Genomic DNA, 19568 nt, shown 5'->3' with positions numbered 1-19568 from the left:
GATGACATCACGACGGATTCTCGCGCTTTCGACCATGTTCGGCAGCCTCGCGGTCGCGCCCCAGCTTCATGCCGCTTCTGCCAGCCCCGCCGCCGCCGGCTCCACCGCCGCGTCTCCCGCCCCGGCGGCGGCGAAGACGACGAAGCCGCGCCCCCGGGCGTCGGGCGAGGGCAATGAGGCGATCACCGTCTTCGGCCATGGCTCCACCCGCCAGATGACCGGCATCACCCGCGCCATGATGCAGCAGAGTGTCCCGGGAACCTCGCCGCTGAGGGTTCTGAGCCAGCTTCCGGGCGTGTTCTATCAGTCCGCCGACCCCTTTGGCGCCTATGAATATTCCAGCCAGATGTTCATGCGTGGTTTCAGCCAGTCCCAGCTTGGCTTTACACTTGACGACATTCCCCTCGGCGACCAGCAGTTCAACAACTACAACGGCCTGGCCGTCACCCGCGCCATCATCTCGGACGATGTCGGCGGGGTCGATGTCTCGCAGGGCGCGGGCGCGATCGACGTTGCCTCGACCAGCAATCTCGGCGGCGCCATCCAGATCCGGTCCCTCGATCCGTCCCATGTGCGCGGCGGGACGGTCGGCCAGACCTTCGGCAGCAATTCGACCATGCGCACCTACGCACGTTTCGAAAGCGGCGATCTGAATGCCAGCGGCACGCGCTTCTACGTCGCCTATGCCCGCCTGAACGGCAATCTGTGGAAAGGCGGCGGCTATGACCATTCGGACCAGGTGAACGCCAAGTTCGTCCAGCCGCTGGCGCGGGGCTCGTCCCTGAAACTCTTCTTTGACTGGAGTTCGATCCAGCAATTCGACTACCAGGACATGACCAGCAACTGGCTGCATACGGTCGGTCCCAACCTGGCGAACTACTATCCGGATTACACGGCGGCCTACAACGCGGCGGGGGGGACCTATCCGGCGGCCCTGCAGAAGACGAACGATCCGTTCGACGCCGCCTATTATGCCGGGACCGCCAACCGCGTCGATTATCTGGGCGGGCTTACACTCGATGAAAACCTGACTTCGTCCCTGAACTGGAAGACGACGCTCTACGCCCACGGCGACAACGGCTACAGCACCTGGACGACGCCGTACATGCCCTCGCCCAACGGCGCGCCGCTGTCCCAGCGCATACAGACACCCGGCATCGCGCGCGGCGGGTTCCAGACCGCCCTGACCTGGAAGGTCGCGCGTCATGCGATCAATGCCGGCGTCTGGTACGAATACGGCAATTTCACCGAAGGGCGCTATTTCTCGGAAGCGCCGCTGCTGGGCCAGGGCACGCTGGGCAACCCCACGACAGGCTTCCCGGCGGACAAGGTCTTCGCGACGGCCTGGCAGGAAGCCTTCTCGTCCAGGACATTCGTCTTCCACCTTCAGGACACCTACAAAATCACGAAGAACCTGACCGTCAACGCGGGGTTCAAATCCATGATCGTGAATTCGGGCAACTCTGTTCCGACGCAGGATCTTGCCATCAACGGTACGGGGATCGCGCAGGGGCACCTGGAGGCCTCGAACGCGTTCCTGCCGCAGGTGTCGGCCAACTGGCGCTTCCTGCCGCATCATGAACTGTTCTTCGATGTGTCGCACAATATGCGTTCGTTCCCGCTGGACGGGTACGGCACCAATGTGTCGGCCACGCCCTGGACGGCCTCGCAAGCCAACTTCCAGGCGACCCGGGACACGCTGAAGCCGGAGACGGACTGGGTTTATGAAGGGGGCTATCGCTACACCTCGCCGTTCATCAGCGCGCTGGCGTCGCTGTACCGCATCAATTTCTCGAACCGCCTGCAGCTCATCACCAGCAGTGCCGGCATCAACCCGATCACCGCCGTGCAGAATGTCGGCGGGGTGACGACCAATGGCGCCGAAGCCAGCGTGACGCTGCGCCCGGTCAACGGATTGTCGATCTACAACTCGTTCTCCTACGCCCATTCGACCTACGACCAGAATGTCGCGACCGCGACGGGCATCCAGCCGACGCGTGGCAAGCTGGTGCCGAATTATCCGCAATTCATGTACAAGGGGAACATCACCTACCGTATCGGCAATTTCGACACGCATGTGGACGGGACCTACCTGTCCCATCGCGAGCTGACCTATACCAACGATCTGCATGTGCCCGGCTATTTCCTGATGAATTTCGGCATGCGGTATCATTTCGGGCAGGTTGGCCCGTTCAAGGGACTGACCGCCAGCTTCAACATCTACAATCTGACCAACAAGACCTACATCGCCACGACGAACGAACTGGGGAACAATTTCGTCAATAATGACTTCAATTACTTCCTGATGGGCGCGCCGCGTCAGTTCTTCGGCACCGTCAGCGCCGATTTCTGATCGTCGGGCTGTCATGACATCGCGCGCGCCCGGGGAGCGGACCGGAAAGACGCAGGTGGCTGCCGCCTGTATCGGCAATCTGCTCGAATGGTACGATTTTTCGGTCTACGCCCTGTTCGCGCCCTATATCGCCCGCGCGCTTCTGCCGCCGGGCGACCCTCTGTCGCAGTTGGCCCAGAGCCTGCTGGTCTTCGCCCTGGGCGCCGTCGCCCGGCCCGTCGGCGCCCTGCTTCTGGGGCAGTTCGCCGACCGGCGGGGGCGCGGCACCGCGCTGATGCTGACCTGCCTGCTGATGGGGGCCGGCACCGCCCTGATCCTGTTCGACCCGCCCTACGCCGTGGCGGGTCGCGTCTCCATTCTCGTCCTGTGCCTCGCAAGGCTGCTGCAGGGGATCTCGGCGGGCGGCGAGATCGGGGGGGCCGCAGCCTTCCTGGTCGAACGTGCCGGCCGTGGGCGCCATGGTTTCGCCGCCTCGTTCCTTCAGGCGACCATGGGGCTGTCCAATATGCTCGGCGCGGCCGTCGCGGCCAGCCTGACCGCCCTGCTGACCGATGCGCAACTGGCGCACTGGGGCTGGCGGGTGCCGTTCGCCATCGGCCTGGCCATCATCCCGCTCGGCATCGTTCTGCGCCGCAACGACGCGGCGCCGAAGCCGCCCGCTGCCGCCCGCCCCCCTATCCTGCGCACCCTGGCCCGCCATCATCGGGGCAGCCTCGCCGCGGCGCTGGGATTGTCCCTGCTGTGGGGGGCGGCGCCCTACGCGCTGGTCATCTACCTGCCGCTCTATGCCCAGCGCTTCAGCGGCGTCACCGTCCATGCCAGTTATGTCGCCTCTCTTGCCGGCAACATCGCCCTCGTCGCCGGCTCGTTGACGGCGGGCGCCGTGGCGGACCGGATCGGCGTGCGGCGTCTGCTCATCGCCGCGACCCTGCTGCTGATCGTCCTGCCCGGGCCGATCCTCGGCGTGCTGAAATCCGATCCCGGCACAGCCGCCATGATCGCGGTCGCGGCAGGCCTGTGCGGCCTGGTGGCCCTGTTCGTCGGTGCGGCGCCCCTCGGCATCGCCGGCCTGTTTCCCGCCGCGGTCCGGGCGACGGGCATTGCCCTTTCGTACAACGCCGCCGTGTCGGTCTTCGGTGGTTTCGCCCCGGCGCTGCTCGCCAGCCTCGGAACCGCCTGGCATGGCGTGCCCAGCGCCGCGCTGTATGTGGCGCTGGCAGCCCTTCCCGCCCTGGCGGCATTGCTGTCGCCCCCGTTCCGTCATGGCCATGCGCTGTCGCGTGCAGAAAAATCTATATCGCCTGCACCAGAAAGCATATCGGTACGGATGCCCGGGGATGAAACACTGGCGCCAGCAACCAGGGGCGGAACGCTGTCGTGACTCCCATCACCCTTACCGGCACGACACTGCCGCTGACCGGTCTGACCGCCATCGCCGACGGCGCGCCGGTCATGCTGGGACGGGCCGGCATCGCGCGGATGCGTGCGGGCGAACACGCACTTTCCGAGGCGTTGGGCCGGGGAGACGGCATTTACGGCACCACCAGCATGGTCGGCGCCTTCAAGGACAGCGGTGTCGCGGATGACGACCGGCCGAAATACGCGCTGCGCCTGCTGCGCTCCCACCTGCTTGGCACAGGTGCCTGGCTGCCGCGGCGACTGGTTCGCGCCGCCATGGCGACTCGTCTTAATACGCTGCTGACCGGCCATACCGGTGCCGGCATCCATCTGGCCGAATCGCTGGCGGCCCTGCTCAATGCCGGGATCACGCCCGCCGTCCCCGAATACGGGTCGATCGGCTGCGCGGATGTCGGGTTGATGAGCCATATCGGCGCGTCGTTGCTGGGCGAAGGCGTGGCCTTCGGTCCTGACGGGGGCACACCGCTGCCCGCCGCCACTCTTCTCGCCCGGTCCGGGCTGCGGCCCATGGTGCCCGGCCCCAAGGACGTCATGTCCGTGCTGTCCAGCAACGCGCTGGGTGTCGCGGGGGTGGCGCTGGTGACGGCCGACCTGCGCGCCCGCCTGCCGCTGCTGCTGCATGTGTTCGTCCTGGGCGCCGCCGGCTTCGGCGCCTTCGGCATTCCGTGGGAAACCGCCCGCCAGACCGGCATGGAGGCGGAATCCCGCGTGGCCCGCTTCCTGCAGGGCCTGACGCGCCCCGGCGACTGGACGCCGCGCCGCAATCTGCAGGATCCGCTGAGTTTCCGCTGCATGCCGCAGATCGCGGGCGCGCTGGTCGTGGCGCTGGATCGTGTCGAGGCCACGCTCGCCCACAGCCTGGCGCATGCGGATGACAATCCGGTCCTGCTGGACGGGCGGGCGATGACGTCGGGCGCCTCGCTGCCGCTGGCCCTTGCCGTGGACGCCCAGGCGCTGGTGATTGCGCTGTGCCATTACGCCCGCAGCGCGCTGGGCCGCATCCTCGCCCTGTGCCGCGAGGATCTGTCGGGCCTGCCGCGCAACCTGACCCTCGATCCCGGGCGGCAGGTCGCCTTCGGCGCCGCCACCAAGCTGGCCGCCGACCTGACGACCGCCATCCTGCGTGAATCCACCCCGGCCTCGCTCTACCAGATCCCCGTCGCCAACGGTTTCGAGGACGAAGCCAGCTACCTGCCGTCTGTCGCCCGGGCGCTGGGCCTGCAGACGACGTTGCTCTCGCCCCTGATCGCGCTGGAAGCCATGGCCGGCCGCCAGGCCATTCATCTGTCCGGCGCCAGGCCCACGGACGGTCCCGGAACCCTGCTGACCGAACTGCAATGCGACGTGCCGCTTCTGGATGACAGCGGCGCGGTTTCGGATGCCGTGCACCGGACGGAAGCCGTCCTGGACCGCTTCGCCGCCCGTTTCACCGCCGACCCGCCGGCCGAATTCCGTTTTCCCCCGCCGCCATCGTTTCAGGAGAGCGCCCATGCATGACCTGCTGTTCCAGGGACGCGTCGTCACCACCAGCGCGGTGCTGGAGGAGGGCTGGGTCGCGGTCGATGACGGCCGCATCAGCCGCCTGGGCCAGGGAACCGCCCCCGCCGCCCGCCGCGTCGAGGATCACGGTGACGCGCTGATCCTGCCCGGCGCCATCGACGCGCAGGTGCATTCCCGCTCGCAGAAGGGGCAGGAGGATTTCCTCTGGAGCACGCGCGCCGCCGCCGCGGGCGGGGTCACCACCATCGCCGACATGCCCTATGACGACGGATTCCTCGTCAGCACGGCGGACAAACTGCGGCAGAAGGCGCGCGAGGCCGGCGAACAGGCTCGCGTCGATTTCGCGCTGTGGGGCACGATCGCGCCGGATGACGGTCCCCTTCACATCCCCGACATGGCCCGGGCCGGGGCCTGCGGCTTCAAATTCTCGACCTTCGGCACGGATCCCGTCCGCTTCCCACGCATTCCGCCCGACCTGCTGGCCGCCTGTTTCGAGGCCGTCGCCCGCACCGGACTGATCGCGGGCGTCCATAACGAGGATGACGAGCTGGTCCGTGCGCGGATCAACGCCGTCATCCGGTCGGGCATCACCGACTGGCGCGCTCATGGCCTGTCGCGTCCGGCCCTGGCCGAAACGCTGGCCATGGCGCAGATCTACGAGACCGCGGCCGGAACCGGCTGTTCGGCCCATGTCGTCCATTGCTCGGTCGCGCGCGGCTATGCCCTGTGCGAATCCTACCGCCGCCAGGGCTTCGATACGACCGTCGAGGCCTGCATCCATTACCTGGTGCTGGACGAGGAACACGATGTCGCGCGGCTGGGCGGCCGGGCCAAGATCAACCCGCCGATCCGTCCCCGGGCCGAGGTCGAAGGGATCTGGGCGCACCTGGCCGCCGGCAACGTCACGATCGTCTCGACCGATCACGTGTCCTGGTCCCAGTCCCGCAAGTCCGACCCGGTGATGCTGAAGAACGCGTCCGGTGCCCCGGGGCTGGAGGTGCTTTACCCCCTTCTGCTGACCGAACTGTCGCGCCGCGACCTGTGCCTGAGCAATGCCGCCCGGCTGCTGGCGGAAAACCCGGCCCGCCTCTTCCGCCTGACCGCCGGCAAGGGGGGTCTTTCTCCCGGACGGGACGCGGACATCACCATCGCCCGGCGGGAGAGCCGGCAGTACGATCCCACCGCCAGCGGGCACGCCTTCGCCGACTGGAGCCCCTATGCCGGGCGTGAGCTCGACTGGCGCATCGCCGCGACCTGGCTGCGGGGGCAACAGATTTTCGACGGACAGAGCGTTTCGGCCGAACCTGGAACAGGCCGCTTCATCTGCCCGGACCGGCCCTCGGGCCGGCAATGAGCGTCGGGACTCATATCCGGACCGAGCGGCTTCAGGCCGATATCGATTCCCTGGCCGCCCTGACCGATCCCGGTCGTCCCTATACACGGCGGTCCTTCTCGCCCCGCTTTCTCGAAGGCCGGGACTGGCTTGCCGCGCGTTTTCACGCGGCCGGACTGGCGCCCCGCATCGACGACGCCGGCAACCTGATCGGCCGCCGCGTGGGCACATCTCCGGGCCTTGGCACGCTGATGAGCGGTTCGCATTCCGATACCGTGCCCGATGGGGGCCGCTTCGACGGCATCCTGGGTGTCCTTGCCGCGCTCGAGGCCGCGCGGGCCTTTCGTGATGCGGGGATCGACCTGCGCCATGACCTGGAGATCGTTGATTTCCTGGCCGAGGAACCCAGCGATTTCGGCCTGTCCTGCATCGGCAGCCGCGCCATGACCGGCGCGCTGTCGGCGGACCATCGCGCCCTGCGCGCGCCCTGGGGCGAGAGTCTGGCCGATGCCATTGCCCGTATGGGGGGCGTGCCCGCCCGGCTGGACACCCCGCGCCGCGCCGATATCCGCGCCTTCTTCGAACTGCATATCGAGCAGGGCATCGTCCTGGAACAGGAACAGGTGCAGATCGGCGTGGTGGACGCCATCGCGGGCGTGACGCGGCTGGAAATCGTCTTCTCGGGCCGCGCCGACCATGCGGGCACCACGCCGATGGATCGCCGGTGCGACGCCGCCGTTCCCGCCGCCGCGATCGTCGGTTTCGTTCACGAGCGGGCCAGCGCGCTCGCGCGGTGCGGCGCGGGCCATGTCACCGCCACCTGCGGCGTGCTGGACCTGTCCCCCGGTGCCTCCAACGTGGTCCCGCGTTCGGCCCGGCTGGTCGTCGATATCCGCGTCTCCGAACGCCCTGTCGCCGAAGGCCTGATCGCTGCGATCCGCGCCGCCTGCGCGGATGCTGCCCGATCCAGCCATACGGCGCTTGCCCGCTTCGCCATCCAGTCCGACACGCACCCGACGCCCTGCGACCCGGCATTGGTCGCGCTGGTCGCGGTGGCGGCGCGGGAACAGGGTTTCACCGCCCGCCACATGGTCTCCGGCGCGGGACATGACGCTGCCTTCGTCGCGCGTCTGGCGCCGATGGCGATGATCTTCGTCCCCTGCCGCGACGGGCGCAGCCACGACCCCGAAGAATGGTGCGCGCCGGAAGACGCCGCCCGCGGGACCATGGTCCTGGCCGAGGCGATGCTGATGCGCGACCGCACGGACTGAACCTCGAACCGCACAGGAAAGAAGAATAGTCATGGGCCGGATACTGATTGAAAAGGATGTCGAGGCCGCCATCGCGGGCGGCTCCATCTTCGCCTGCGGCGGCGGGGGATGGGTCGAGCATGGCCGCATGCTGGGCACGGCGGCGGTCAATGCGGGCCAGCCCGAGCTTGTCGGCGCCGAGGAGATCGCCGACGACGCGATTATCGCCACCGCCGCCGCGATCGGCGCGCCCGCCAGCACGACCGACTGGCAGATGCTGGGCGTCGATTACGTCAATGCCGTCCGCCTGGTGGAAAAGGAACTGGGCCGCCCGATCCATGGGCTGATGATCGGCCAGAACGGCAAGTCGAGCACGCTGAATGCCTGGCTGCCGGGCGCCATCCTGGGCACCAAGGTGATCGACGCGGTCGGCGACATGCGCGCGCACCCCACAGGCGACATGGGTTCGATCGGCATGGCGGGCTCGCCCGAGACCATGATCCAGGCCGTCGTGGGCGGCAACCGCGCGAAAGGCGCCTATCTCGAAGTCGTCGCCAAGGGGGCGACCGCGCGCGTCTCGCCGATCCTGCGCACCGCGTCCGACATGTCCGGGGGGTTCATCGCCTCCTGCCGCAATCCCCTGCCTGCCGCCTACGTCAAGCGGCACGCCGCCTGGGGCGGGATCTCGCGGGCCCTTGCGCTGGGCGAGGCCGTCCTCGCCGCCGGGCCGAAAGGGGGCAGCGCCGTCATCGACACCATCGCCCGCGAATTGGACGGCGCCATCATCGCGCAAGGAAAGGTCTCGCGGAAATCGGTGGTCTACACGCCGGAAGCCTTCGATGTCGGCACCATCACCGTCGATACCGGCGACAGGGCCGTGACCCTGCATGTGATGAACGAATACATGGCCGTGGATGATGCGGGCGGGACGCGGATCGCCTCGTTCCCGGACATCATCACGACGCTGTCGACCGAAGGCCATCCGCTCAGCGTCGGCGAGATCGTCGAGGGCATGGAAATCCTTGTCCTGCACGTGGAGAAGACCAAATTCCCGCTGTCCTCCAGCGTGCTCGACCCGGCGGTCTATCCGCCGGTCGAACGGGCCCTGGGCATTGACCTGACCAGCTACGCCCTCGCCGGCATCAACGACAAAGGCTAAGCCATGACGAAGCAACGGTTCGGCGTCACCTCGGGCAGCAACCTGCGATGTCGCGGCTGGCGGCAGGAAGGGCTGCTGCGCCTGCTGGAAAACGTCCTCTCGGTCGGCGAGGATCCCGCCAATCTCGTGGTCTATGCCGCGCTGGGCAAGGCCGCCCGGGACTGGCCGTCCCATGACGCCATCGTCCACGCCCTGACCACCATGGGTGATGACGAGACGCTGATCGTCCAGTCGGGCAAGCCGATCGGCGTGGTGAAGACGCACGAACGCGCGCCCGTCGTCATCATGGCCAATTGCAACATGGTCGGACAGTGGGCGAAGGCCGAGGAATTCTATCGGCTGGAAAAGAAGGGGCTGATCTGCTGGGGCGGGCTGACGGCGGGCGACTGGCAGTATATCGGCTCGCAAGGCGTCATCCAGGGCACGTACGAGATCTTCCGCCGCATCGCTGAACGGCATTTCGACGGGGACCTGACCGGTCGTCTGATCCTGACTTCCGGGCTGGGCGGCATGGGTGGCGCCCAGCCCCTGGCCGGGCGGCTGGCCGGCGCCATCATCCTGTGCGTCGAAGTGGATGAAGCCCGCATCGCCCGGCGCATCGACAGCGGCTACCTGCAGCATCACGCCACGTCACTGGACGATGCCATGCGCCTGGTCGAGGCCGCACGCGCGGCCGGCAACGCCAGCTCCATCGGCCTGTGCGGCAACGCGGCCGACATCTTCCCCGAGATTCTGGCGCGGGGTATCGTCCCTGACATCGTCACCGACCAGACCTCGGCCCATGACCTGATCTATGGCTACGTGCCGACTGGCCTGTCCCTGGGCGAGGTGAAGGCGCTGCGCCAGAGCGACCCCGAGGCCCTGTCCCGGCTCTCGCTGGCCTCGATCGCGCGCCATGTGCAGGCGATGCTCGATTTCCGGGCCGCTGGATCGGTCGTATTCGACAACGGCAACCTGATCCGTACCCAGGCCAAGACGGCCGGTATCGAGCATGCGTTCGATATCCCGATCTTCACCGAGGCCTATCTGCGCCCGCTGTTCGCGCGCGGTATCGGCCCATTCCGCTGGATCGCGCTGTCCAACGACGAACGCGACCTGCGCCGGATCGACGAATACCTGCTGAAGACGTTCGCCGACAATCCATCGGTCGTGAACTGGATCACGCTGGCACGCCAACATATCCCGATCGAGGGCATGCCCGCCCGCATCGCCTGGCTGGGGCATGGCGATCGGACGAAGGTAGGGCTGGACGTCAACCGGATGGTGCGCGAGGGGATTCTGTCCGGCCCCGTCGCCTTCACCCGCGACCATCTGGATGCCGGCGCCATGGCCCACCCCAACATCATGACCGAGAATCTGAAGGACGGGTCGGACGCCATCGCCGACTGGCCGCTGCTCAACGCCATGCTGGCCTGTTCGTCCCAGGCCGATCTGGTCGCCATCCACTCGGGCGGCGGCGGCTATGCCGGCTATATGACCAGCGCCGGGGTCACGACGATCGCCGACGGCTCGTCGGAAGCGGATGAACGCCTGCGCCTGACGTTGACGAACGATACCAGCCTTGGCGTGATGCGTTATGCCGACGCCGGCTATGGGGAAGCCGTCGAGGAAATCGAGAGGTCCCGCATCCCGTATATCAACCTTGCCGGTCACGGCGGATAGAAGGCCCGATCGCGCTCCCCTGGATCCGGCGCGGGTCCAGGGGATGTCAGCCGGAACCTCTCGATTCAGGCACGCTTCGTCTTCGCGTCCGACCGCCACCCCATCGGTCGGCTGTGGGAATTGAAGGATAGCCGGTCCGGCAACCGACTGCCGTCGTTCTGAACCTTCCCGGCAGGGCTGTCCTACACGCAGACCACTTTCAAAAAGTTTCATATTCAAAAACAAAGAATGAAAAATATTTCCATGCCCATGACGCGCTTTCGAGGTGACATGGGGGTGAATGTCTGATTGTGTCCATTTTTATTGTCGTTGCGTCTCCAGAAAACAAAAAAAATCGGAGGACGTTATGGTTGCAAAGCAACGCTGGCTTATCTGCAGTCTTCTTTTTGCCGCCACGACCATCAACTATGTGGATCGTCAGGTTCTCAGCCTTCTGAAGCCGCTTCTGGAAGCAAAATTCAGCTGGACCGAAAGGGATTACAGCTACCTGGTGATTGTCTTTCAGGCCTGTTACGTGGTCGGGTTCGTTTCCTTTGGCAAGCTGATTGACAAGGTCGGGACGCGTCTCGGCTATGCCGTATGCATGACCGTGTGGAGCATCGCGTCGATTGGGCATGCCTTCGTGAGCGGGACGGTCAGCTTCGCGGCTATGCGCGGACTTCTGGGGTTTGGTGAATCCGGCAACTTTCCTTCGGCGCTGAAGGCCGTTTCGGAATGGTTTCCATCGCGGGAACGGGCTCTGGCGGTGGGCATCGTAACGGCCGGGACCAGCATCGGGGCGATCATGGCGCCGGCGACCGTGCCCTGGCTGGCGGTGACCTGGGGCTGGCAGGCGACGTTCATCATCACCGGCCTGTCCGGGTTCATCTGGCTGGCGGTCTGGCTTTACAGCTATCGCATTCCCGAAGAGAAGGCGTCTCTTTCGGCTGACGAACTGCGTTATATTCGCCAGGATACGCAGTCGGACACGACGCCGGAGTTTGAGGGGCGCTGGATCGATCTTCTCAAGATGAAGGTGACGTGGGCGTTTGCGATCGGAAAGTTCATGACGGACCCGATCTGGTTCTTCATTCTGTTCTGGCTGCCGTCCTATTTTTCCGATCGGTACCACCTCAATCTGCAGCATCTCGGGCTGCCGCTGATGGCCGTTTATCTGTCGACCTCAGTGGGCAGCGTCGGCGGGGGCTGGTTGTCGTCCTTTCTGGTCAGCAAAGGCTGGAAGGTGGCACATGCCCGGCGGGCGGTCATGCTGCTGATGGCAGCGCTGGTGGTTCCTCTGGCATTTTCCGCACATGTCGATGCCATGTGGCTGATGATCGCGCTGTTAAGTCTGGCAGCGGCGGCGCATCAGGGTTGGTCGGTGAATATTTATTCCCTGCCGGCCGATCATTTTCCGAAGGAGATCATTGCCTCGGTTCAGGGCATTGGCGGCATGGCGGGATCTATTGGCGGAATGCTGTTTCCGCTTGGGGTCGGTGTTCTGCTCGACCATTACCGACATCTGGACCGGATCACCGCAGGTTACAATATCCTGTTCGTCGTGTGTGGCAGTGCTTATCTGACGGCCTGGTGCATCATACAGATTCTGACCCGTGACCCCCCGGTTGCGAAAACTGTTTCGGCGGGAACGGGAAAGAATTCTTTTCAAAAACGTGGGCAGGAGCCGGCAGCCGGGTGCCCATGGATTAAAAGCCCGGCGAGGACGTAAGGACAGACGGCGCGGCAATTCTGAGCCGCGCCGGTTTTCCGGCGCCCCGATAGCGGGGAAATCAATGACACATTTGGCAAGGACAGATCGGGCCTTGCCCGAACCCACCAGGGCCTGAGGCCCTGGACCCCGATCGTAAATCAACAGATCGGTTTCCCAGGCCGGTGGCCCTGGGGCGCGGACTCTGCTGCGTTGCTACCCCGGTGCGACCTGGACCTTGAGTACGTCCGGACGCGCCTTGATCGTGGCGAATGCATTTTGGATGTCCGTCAGGGGCACGACGTTGCTGACGAATGGCGTGACATGAAACCGATCATGCACAAGCAGCGTCAGCGCGTCGTGGACGTCCTCTCCCATGCCGGCCACAGATCCGCCCATCGACGTTTCCTTCAGAATCATGTCGCAGATCCCCACGGACACGGTGGCCCCCGGACCGGTAATGCCGAACGCCGCCACATGACCGCCCGGCCGGATCAGTTCGAACGCCCTGGCGTACAGCGCGGGCACGCCGACACTCTCGATGACGATATCCGCGCCGCGTCCACCGGTGTGTGCCCGCACGATCTTCTGCGCCCGATCCGGATCGGTCACCACCACATCGGCCCCGACCTCCGCCGCCAGTTTCGCACGCTCGGGCGACAGTTCGACGACAATGATCGGCGCGGCTCCGATCAACCGCATCATCTGGACGTGCAGATTGCCGATCGGCCCGGCCCCGAGCACCACGACGGACTGCCCGAAACTCGCCCGCATCTTGCGGGCGGCGCGCACGACACACGACACGGGTTCGGTAAGGGCCAGGACCTCGGCGGCTACGTCGGTCGGTGCCTCGACGATCTGTCGGGCCGGGACCGAAACATATTCGGCGAACGCGCCATTGCGGTGAATGCCGATCTGCGATGCCGCGCTGCAATTGAGAACCTCATTGCGGCGGCAATAAAAGCAGTGACCACATCCGACATTGATGTCCGCGACCACCCGTTGCCTCACCCGCAAGCCGCCGACATGCTCGCCCATGCGCGCGATCGTCCCGGTGAACTCGTGACCGGGGATCAGCGGCAGTCGGTCGGCGGCGTAATTTCCCTCGAAAATATGCAGGTCGGTGCCGCAGATGCCGCACCGGTCCACTTTCACAAGCACATCGTCGACACCGACCTGAGGAAGCGGTACATCCCTGAGTTCGAACGTATGGGGGGCGACCAGAACGGCGGCACGCATCGTTTCCATTTTTTCCTCCGTCATCCTTTATTTGACGACGCGCATTTTCGACCGGTCGATCGTAGTCGCGATGGCGGTGATCAGCACAAAGCCGAAGAAAATCTGCTGACCCGTTGCCGGGATGTTCAGGTAGAGCATGCTAGCCCGCACCACCGCCACGATCAACGCGCCGATCAGCGTGTTCAGAACCCCGCCAACACCCCCTGTCAGCGGCGTGCCGCCCACCAGGACGGCGACGATCGCCGGCAGGAGGAACCCCTCCGCCAGGGTCGGCGATCCACCGGAAAGCCTGACCGAGAACATCACGCCGGCGATCGCCGCGAACATGCCGGACAGGGCGAAGGCCAGAATCTTGTAGCGGCCCACGCTGACGCCCGACGCGACAGCCACAGGCTCGGCCGTTCCGATCGCCTTGAAAATCCGCCCCGCCGTCATCCGCGTCTGGACGAACCAGGCAATAGCACCCAGGGCCAGCGCGATCAGCAGTTCGTGCGGCACGCCCGCGGTACGGCCCAGCATCCAGCCGAAGGCATGACGGCGCATCTCGGCATCCATGTGCAGCGCCTGCTGGCCGGACGCAAACTGGGCCACGGACAGCGCAATACCGCCAACCGCCAGCGTCGAGATGAAGGAGGGCACCTTCCAGCGCGTGGTCACCGTCCCCGAAGCCGCGCCGAACGCAAGCCCCGCAAGCGCCACCACCGCGCCCGAACCGGCACCCAGAACCGGGAGTTCCAGCGTCGTCAGAACGGTCGCCATATTGGCAACCGACTGGGAAGACAGGTCGATGCCGCCGATATAGATCACCAGCGTCATGCCCTCGGCCATGATGAACAGGGGCACGATATCCGACGCCAGACCGACAAGGTTTTCCGGCAGAAGGAAACGTATGTCCGTAATCCCGACCACAAGCAGGGCGGCCAGCAATGTCATCCATGGAAAATGGCGGCGCATCCGCTCCGTGAACGTTACGTTTCCTGTCAGACCATGTAGCGAATGAGGTCGTAAGGAGAAGGTTTTGAGCCGGGCTGACAATTGAACCATTGTTTGATTTCCCCGTCCTTGACGACAGCGATCGTGTGACTGAGGCCAATCGCCTCTTCCAGAGTATCCGCGATCAGAATGACGCCCACCCCCTTCTCCGACATCTCGCGCACCATGTCGTAGACGTCTTCCTTCGCGCCGATATCGAGGCCCCGTGTCGGATGGTCGAGCATGATGATCCTGGAGCCACTACTTCGCCATTTGGCCAGGACGACTTTCTGCTGATTGCCGCCGGAAAGGTTTCCGCAATCGGCGTTCTCGGATGGCACCTTGATGGACAGTTTTCTGATCCAGTCGCGGGCAAGTTCATGCTCCGCGCCCAGCTTGAGAACGCCGCCCGTCGAATAATCCTTCAGCTGCGACAGGGTCATGTTTTCGTAGACGTTCATCCCGCCGGCGATGCCTTCGATCTTGCGCTCGCGCGGAATATAGCCGACGCCGTGGGCGACGCTGTTCGATACGCTGAATGCGCGCATCGGCTCGCCCTCGACGCGGATGCTGCCTTTTTCGGGCCTGGTCATCCCGAAAATAGACCGCAGGATCTTTTCGCGTCCGGCGCCTTCGACACCGACCAGCGCCAGCACCTCGCCCGCATGCAGCTTGAACGAAATCTCGTGCGGCCGCCCCTTGCAGACGACGCGATCGAGTTCCAGCAGAATTTTGTCGTCCCGGTAGTCGAGCTGACGATCTTCGCGATAATATTCTTCGTTGATATCGCGCCCGACCATCTTCTTCTGGATGGATTCGACCCGTGCCTCCTTGCCGTTGACGACGTCGACGATGACGCCATCCTTCAGAACATAAACGCGGTCGGACAGCGTCAGGATCTCGTCCAGCCGATGCGAAACGAAGATAAACGACGCGCGCCGGCGCAATTCCCTGACCACATCGAACAGAAGATCGATCTCCTTTCGCGACAGGACGGATGTCGGCTCGTCCAGCAGAATGACCAGCTTGCCCTCCACGCGCTCTTCCAGGGCCAGCACCTTGGCCAGTTCCACCAGCTGGCGCTGCGCGAACGTCAGTCGCGATGTGATGGTCGCGGGATCGATATCCAGCTTCACCTTGCCCAACTGGTGGCGCGCGGCCTTTGCCATCTTCCGCCAGTTGATGGCACCCATGCGAACGAACGGTGCCTCGAACCCCAGGAAGATGTTTTCCATGACGGTCAGGTTCGGGATCAGGGACTGCTCCTGATACACCATCCCGATCCCCGCCCGCATGGCGTCGCGGGGATGACGGAAATGTACCGGTTTGCCGTCGATCAGGACGGTGCCGGCATCGGGCTGGACCGCGCCATAGATGATTTTCATGAGCGTCGATTTGCCGGCGCCGTTCTCGCCGACCAAACCGACGATTTCACCATCGTTGATATGAAAATCGACGCCTTTGAGGACATGTACGCCCGGGTAACGCTTTTCGACGTTCTTCAGCTCAAACATGACGCCCTACTTCACGAAAGAGAACGCACGACGGTCCATCGACAGATAGACGGCGGAGATCACCAGCAGCCCGAGCATGCCGTCCTGGAAATAATCGGGCAGGCCGATCACGACCATTCCATTGCCGATGACATTCACGATCAGCACGCCGATCAGCGTGTTCCACACGCCGCCCGAGCCGCCGGCCAGGGCCGTGCCGCCCACCACGACCGAAGTGATGGAGACGAACATGAAGTTCCGCCCCGTCTCGGTCTCGGCGATGCCCAGGCGCGCCACGGCCAGAATCGCGCCCAGGGCATAGAAAACCCCCGCGATGACGAACGCAATGATGCGAAGCCGCCCGACATTCAACCCCGACCCGCGGGCCAGTTCCTCCCCTCCCCCAATGGCATAGAAATTGCGGCCGATCGTCGTATTGGCCTGGATGAACCACGCCACCACAAGGCAGAACAGCGCGACGTAGGTCATCAGCGGAAAGCCGCCAAATCGCACGGTCAGCAGCGAACGGAACACCGGATCATCGATGAGGATGCGATCACCACCCGTGATCAGCAGCGAAAGGCCGACGCCGACGAATCCCAGCGACAGGCTGGCCATGAACGATGGAATCTTCAGCTTGACGTGGATCAGTCCGTTGATTGCGCCGAGTGCCGCACCCACCACCAGGGCGCCTGGAATGGCAAGGCCCCCCACCCCCACGACCGAACCGCCCAGCCTGTTCAGGATCAGCGCGAACATCACGGCCGCGACCGCGATCGTGCCTTCCATCGAAAGATCGATGGACCCCATCAGGATGACGAACGTCACCCCGACCGCCACCATCAAGGCCGGCGTCGCCGAGATCGCGATGCGTGCGAAGTTGCGCACCGAAAAGAAGTGGGGGTTCAGCGCGGTAAAGAACAAGACGAGCCCAAGAAGAACAAACAACGGGACCCATCGCCTGATGGTCTCGGCTGAAATATGAGGAACCATGTCTTTCCTCGTTTTCCACACGTCATCAAAGGACGTGAAAAAACTTCCGGCGGAAAATTTTAAATATAAATCGTCAAAAATAGAATTATGTATCGTATTGGATCGGACCCTTCGCCAGGGCCCAGAAATCGTTCCAATTATATTGCGGATTGGAATCAATGTATTTGGCCTTGAAATCCTTCGCGTCCTTGGTGGTGACCACCATGGCCGGCCCGTAAAATTCCCGATGTTCCTTCGGTTCCTTCGACGGCTTGAAACTGCCAATCGCCGCGTGATAGGCCAGCGACGCCGTAATACCTCCAGCCCAATGCGGATTCGTGAAAACGGTCGCCAAAAGCTTTCCCTGCGCCACCATCTGTACCGCCTGGGCATTTCCGTCGTAGGATACGACCGGAATATTCTCGGTGCCCTCCGCCCGCAGCGCCTCGATCACACCATACGCCATGGTGTCGCTCGCGCAGTGCACGCCCTTGATCGCGTCGCCGTAGCGCGTCAGGAACCCGGACATCACCTGGTTCGCCTTCTGCGTATCCCAATCCGCCGCCTGCACCGCCAGAAGTTCGATATTCGGATAGGACTTCAGCGCGTTCTTAAGGCCCTTCAGACGTTCGATGGCCGGATTGTTGGAGGCGATACCACCAAGGTGAACGACTCCGCCTTTCCCCCCCATGGCGTCGAACAGGACCCGGGCGGTCTGCTCGGACGGCTGGACGTCGGACCATGTCATATGCGACACGTAATTATCGCCGAAATCCCATGGGTGCAGGTCGTCGGTCTTGTTCCAGATGGTCGAAACATAGGCCCCCGCCTGACTCACCGCTTCGACCACCGGGCGGCAATTCGGCATGTCATTGGGATCGATCGCCAGGGCAGTCTTGTTTCCATAGCGTGAGAGAAGCGACTTGACGTCCGAAAGCGACTTCTCGCTGGATCCTCCATTGATCAGATTGATCAGGTCGCCACTGGACCATCCAAGGCTTTCAACAAAAGCCTCCCCGCCCGAGACGATACCGTTCCAGTAAGGGTTCGTCCGGTCGCGGTAACTCCACGCCACCTTGATGTCACGCGACGCCGGTGCCGCGCGCCCCGGCCGCACCGAGGCCCCGAAAGCCGCGCCGCACAGCCCATAGGCCGAAAGAAGCAGCAGCTTGCGGCGGTTGAGCATCTGTTGCTCGATATAATTTTTTATGAACGACATGTCTGTCTCCAGGGCGCTTCTTTGTGGGTGGAGGGACCCATGTGGTCCGCGCTACCCGGCGCTCTTTTTATTTCTCCAGATGGTTACATACGCCTCACTGGCTGGTCAATTGTCTTGGTCACACACCCGCGTGAATGCGCCTGTTGCACGCTCCAATCACGGAGTATCCAGACACGTCCTCAGACATCCCGGGACGCGATCAATCCGGAGTGGGGGCGCTTTCGCGCAGCAGACCGCGTGCCTTGAGCTCCTGCCAGAAGGCGGCAGGAATGGGCAGGCTGAACCAGTCGAGGTTCTGTTCCAGTTGCTGCGCCGTTCTTGTTCCCGCGCAGAACGCGGGAATGGCGGGATGGGCAACGACGAATTGCAGTGCGGCCGCCGGCAGCGGCACGTCGTGCTTGCGACAGACCTGGTCGATCCGGGCGACCTTTTGTAAAATCTCTTCAGGTGCCGGCGAATAATTATATTTGGCGCCTGCGACCGCCCCGGTTGCCAGAATGCCCGAATTGAAGCCGCCCCCGACAATCACCGCCGTGTCACGTTCCTCGCACAACGGCAGGAATTCATCCAACGCATCCTGCTCCAGCAGGGTATATCGGCCCGCCAGAAGGAAGCAGTCGAAATCGCGGCGTTTCAGCGCTTCGTGGCAGACCTCCCATTCGTTGACACCCACGCCGATGGCCTTGACCAGACCTTCCGAACGAAGGCGCTCCAGCGCCCGCCAGGCGCCGTCCATTGCGTTTTCGAACATGACAGGCTGGGCGTCGCCATGGGTGAAACGGTCGATGTCATGAATCAGGACAATATCGAGATATTCCAGCGCCAGACGCTGAAGCGAATCCTCGAACGACCGCATCGTTCCGTCATAGCTGTAGTCGAATGTCATGTGGTTCGGCGCGGCATTGCACCACGGTGCGAACTCCACCTCGGACCGTCGTCCGGCATGCAATACACGACCGACCTTCGAAGCCACCACAAACTCGTCCCGCTTTTTCCATCGCAGGGCCTGTCCAAGACGAAGTTCCGCAAGGCCATGGCCATACATCGGCGCCGTGTCGTAGAAACGCACACCGGCGCTCCAGGCGCGCGCGATCATGTCGGCCGCGACCTGTTCGTCCATTTCGCGCAGAAAATTTCCGATGGGTGCGGTACCGAATGCAAATGCGGTAACGTCGAACCCGCACCGGCCGAAGCGGCGCTTTTCCCAGGGATTCATGACTTGTCATCCTTTTATGACCGATCAGGAGACCCGACCGGCGTTCTTTTTTTAGACAAGCATAGCGATTATATCGGTCACACCGCTTTATCCG

The 19568-nt window shown here is 64.0% G+C and carries 14 protein-coding genes; 8 read left to right on the top strand and 6 right to left on the bottom strand.

The window, feature by feature from the left end; genetic code table 11:
- Position 1: 1 nt before the first annotated feature.
- From HLH34_RS02405 to HLH34_RS02370, 8 genes are all read left to right on the top strand, one after another.
- A complete protein-coding gene (locus HLH34_RS02405; RefSeq protein WP_183118021.1) occupies positions 2–2353 on the top strand; it encodes a TonB-dependent receptor in 2352 nt (783 codons plus the stop codon).
- Between the two features lie 55 nt (positions 2354–2408).
- The gene (locus HLH34_RS02400) at positions 2409–3734 is read left to right on the top strand and encodes an MFS transporter (protein ID WP_183118020.1); all 1326 of its coding nucleotides are present in this window, start codon (positions 2409–2411) and stop codon (positions 3732–3734) included.
- Positions 3731–5269, top strand: a complete 1539-nt coding sequence (locus HLH34_RS02395; protein WP_183118019.1) for an aromatic amino acid lyase — start codon at positions 3731–3733, stop codon at positions 5267–5269. The genes HLH34_RS02400 and HLH34_RS02395 overlap by 4 nt, the downstream gene beginning before the upstream one ends.
- Positions 5262–6626 (top strand): dihydroorotase, encoded by a 1365-nt coding sequence (locus HLH34_RS02390; RefSeq protein ID WP_183118018.1) that lies wholly within the window; start codon positions 5262–5264, stop codon positions 6624–6626. Before HLH34_RS02395 ends, HLH34_RS02390 begins: the two co-directional genes overlap by 8 nt.
- The gene (locus tag HLH34_RS02385) at positions 6623–7876 is read left to right on the top strand and encodes a Zn-dependent hydrolase (protein WP_183118017.1); all 1254 of its coding nucleotides are present in this window, start codon (positions 6623–6625) and stop codon (positions 7874–7876) included. The genes HLH34_RS02390 and HLH34_RS02385 overlap by 4 nt, the downstream gene beginning before the upstream one ends.
- Positions 7877–7907: 31 nt before the next feature.
- Positions 7908–9014, top strand: a complete 1107-nt coding sequence (locus tag HLH34_RS02380) for a DUF917 domain-containing protein (RefSeq protein WP_183118016.1) — start codon at positions 7908–7910, stop codon at positions 9012–9014.
- 3 nt (positions 9015–9017) lie between these two features.
- Entirely contained in the window at positions 9018–10676 is a 1659-nt protein-coding gene (locus HLH34_RS02375) for a urocanate hydratase (protein WP_183118015.1), read from the top strand.
- Between the two features lie 346 nt (positions 10677–11022).
- Positions 11023–12384 (top strand): MFS transporter, encoded by a 1362-nt coding sequence (locus HLH34_RS02370; RefSeq protein WP_183118014.1) that lies wholly within the window; start codon positions 11023–11025, stop codon positions 12382–12384.
- A 195-nt stretch (positions 12385–12579) separates the two neighbouring features.
- Here the strand turns inward: HLH34_RS02370 and HLH34_RS02365 are convergent, their stop codons facing one another.
- From HLH34_RS02365 to HLH34_RS02340, 6 genes are all read right to left on the bottom strand, one after another.
- The gene (locus HLH34_RS02365) at positions 12580–13602 is read right to left on the bottom strand and encodes a zinc-dependent alcohol dehydrogenase (RefSeq protein ID WP_220792011.1); all 1023 of its coding nucleotides are present in this window, start codon (positions 13600–13602) and stop codon (positions 12580–12582) included.
- A gap of 27 nt (positions 13603–13629) precedes the next feature.
- Positions 13630–14556, bottom strand: a complete 927-nt coding sequence (locus HLH34_RS02360; RefSeq protein ID WP_220792010.1) for an ABC transporter permease — start codon at positions 14554–14556, stop codon at positions 13630–13632.
- Between the two features lie 26 nt (positions 14557–14582).
- Positions 14583–16088, bottom strand: coding sequence for a sugar ABC transporter ATP-binding protein (locus HLH34_RS02355; protein ID WP_183118011.1), 1506 nt, complete (start codon positions 16086–16088; stop codon positions 14583–14585).
- Positions 16089–16094: 6 nt separating this feature from the next.
- Entirely contained in the window at positions 16095–17015 is a 921-nt protein-coding gene (locus HLH34_RS02350; protein ID WP_204738392.1) for an ABC transporter permease, read from the bottom strand.
- 130 nt (positions 17016–17145) lie between these two features.
- Positions 17146–18258 (bottom strand): sugar ABC transporter substrate-binding protein, encoded by a 1113-nt coding sequence (locus HLH34_RS02345; RefSeq protein ID WP_183118009.1) that lies wholly within the window; start codon positions 18256–18258, stop codon positions 17146–17148.
- 199 nt (positions 18259–18457) lie between these two features.
- Complete coding sequence (locus HLH34_RS02340; protein WP_183118008.1) at positions 18458–19474, bottom strand: aldo/keto reductase; 1017 nt, start codon at positions 19472–19474, stop codon at positions 18458–18460.
- Positions 19475–19568 lie beyond the last annotated feature (94 nt).

Origin of the sequence: Gluconacetobacter azotocaptans, from assembly GCF_014174355.1 — a bacterium.
In the GTDB taxonomy this organism is placed as follows: Bacteria; Pseudomonadota; Alphaproteobacteria; order Acetobacterales; family Acetobacteraceae; genus Gluconacetobacter; species Gluconacetobacter azotocaptans.
This window is presented reverse-complemented; position numbering and strand designations above follow the sequence as displayed.

What these genes read in the sequence shown, in the direction of transcription:
- HLH34_RS02405 (WP_183118021.1), top strand. Translation starts at nt 2, where the DNA reads ATGACATCACGACGGATTCTCGCGCTTTCGACCATGTTCGGCAGCCTC.
- HLH34_RS02390 (WP_183118018.1), top strand. Translation starts at nt 5,262, where the DNA reads ATGCATGACCTGCTGTTCCAGGGACGCGTCGTCACCACCAGCGCGGTG.
- HLH34_RS02385 (WP_183118017.1), top strand. Translation starts at nt 6,623, where the DNA reads ATGAGCGTCGGGACTCATATCCGGACCGAGCGGCTTCAGGCCGATATC.
- HLH34_RS02380 (WP_183118016.1), top strand. Translation starts at nt 7,908, where the DNA reads ATGGGCCGGATACTGATTGAAAAGGATGTCGAGGCCGCCATCGCGGGC.
- HLH34_RS02375 (WP_183118015.1), top strand. Translation starts at nt 9,018, where the DNA reads ATGACGAAGCAACGGTTCGGCGTCACCTCGGGCAGCAACCTGCGATGT.
- HLH34_RS02370 (WP_183118014.1), top strand. Translation starts at nt 11,023, where the DNA reads ATGGTTGCAAAGCAACGCTGGCTTATCTGCAGTCTTCTTTTTGCCGCC.
- HLH34_RS02365 (WP_220792011.1), bottom strand. Translation starts at nt 13,602, where the DNA reads ATGCGTGCCGCCGTTCTGGTCGCCCCCCATACGTTCGAACTCAGGGAT.
- HLH34_RS02360 (WP_220792010.1), bottom strand. Translation starts at nt 14,556, where the DNA reads ATGCGCCGCCATTTTCCATGGATGACATTGCTGGCCGCCCTGCTTGTG.
- HLH34_RS02355 (WP_183118011.1), bottom strand. Translation starts at nt 16,088, where the DNA reads ATGTTTGAGCTGAAGAACGTCGAAAAGCGTTACCCGGGCGTACATGTC.
- HLH34_RS02345 (WP_183118009.1), bottom strand. Translation starts at nt 18,258, where the DNA reads ATGTCGTTCATAAAAAATTATATCGAGCAACAGATGCTCAACCGCCGC.
- HLH34_RS02340 (WP_183118008.1), bottom strand. Translation starts at nt 19,474, where the DNA reads ATGAATCCCTGGGAAAAGCGCCGCTTCGGCCGGTGCGGGTTCGACGTT.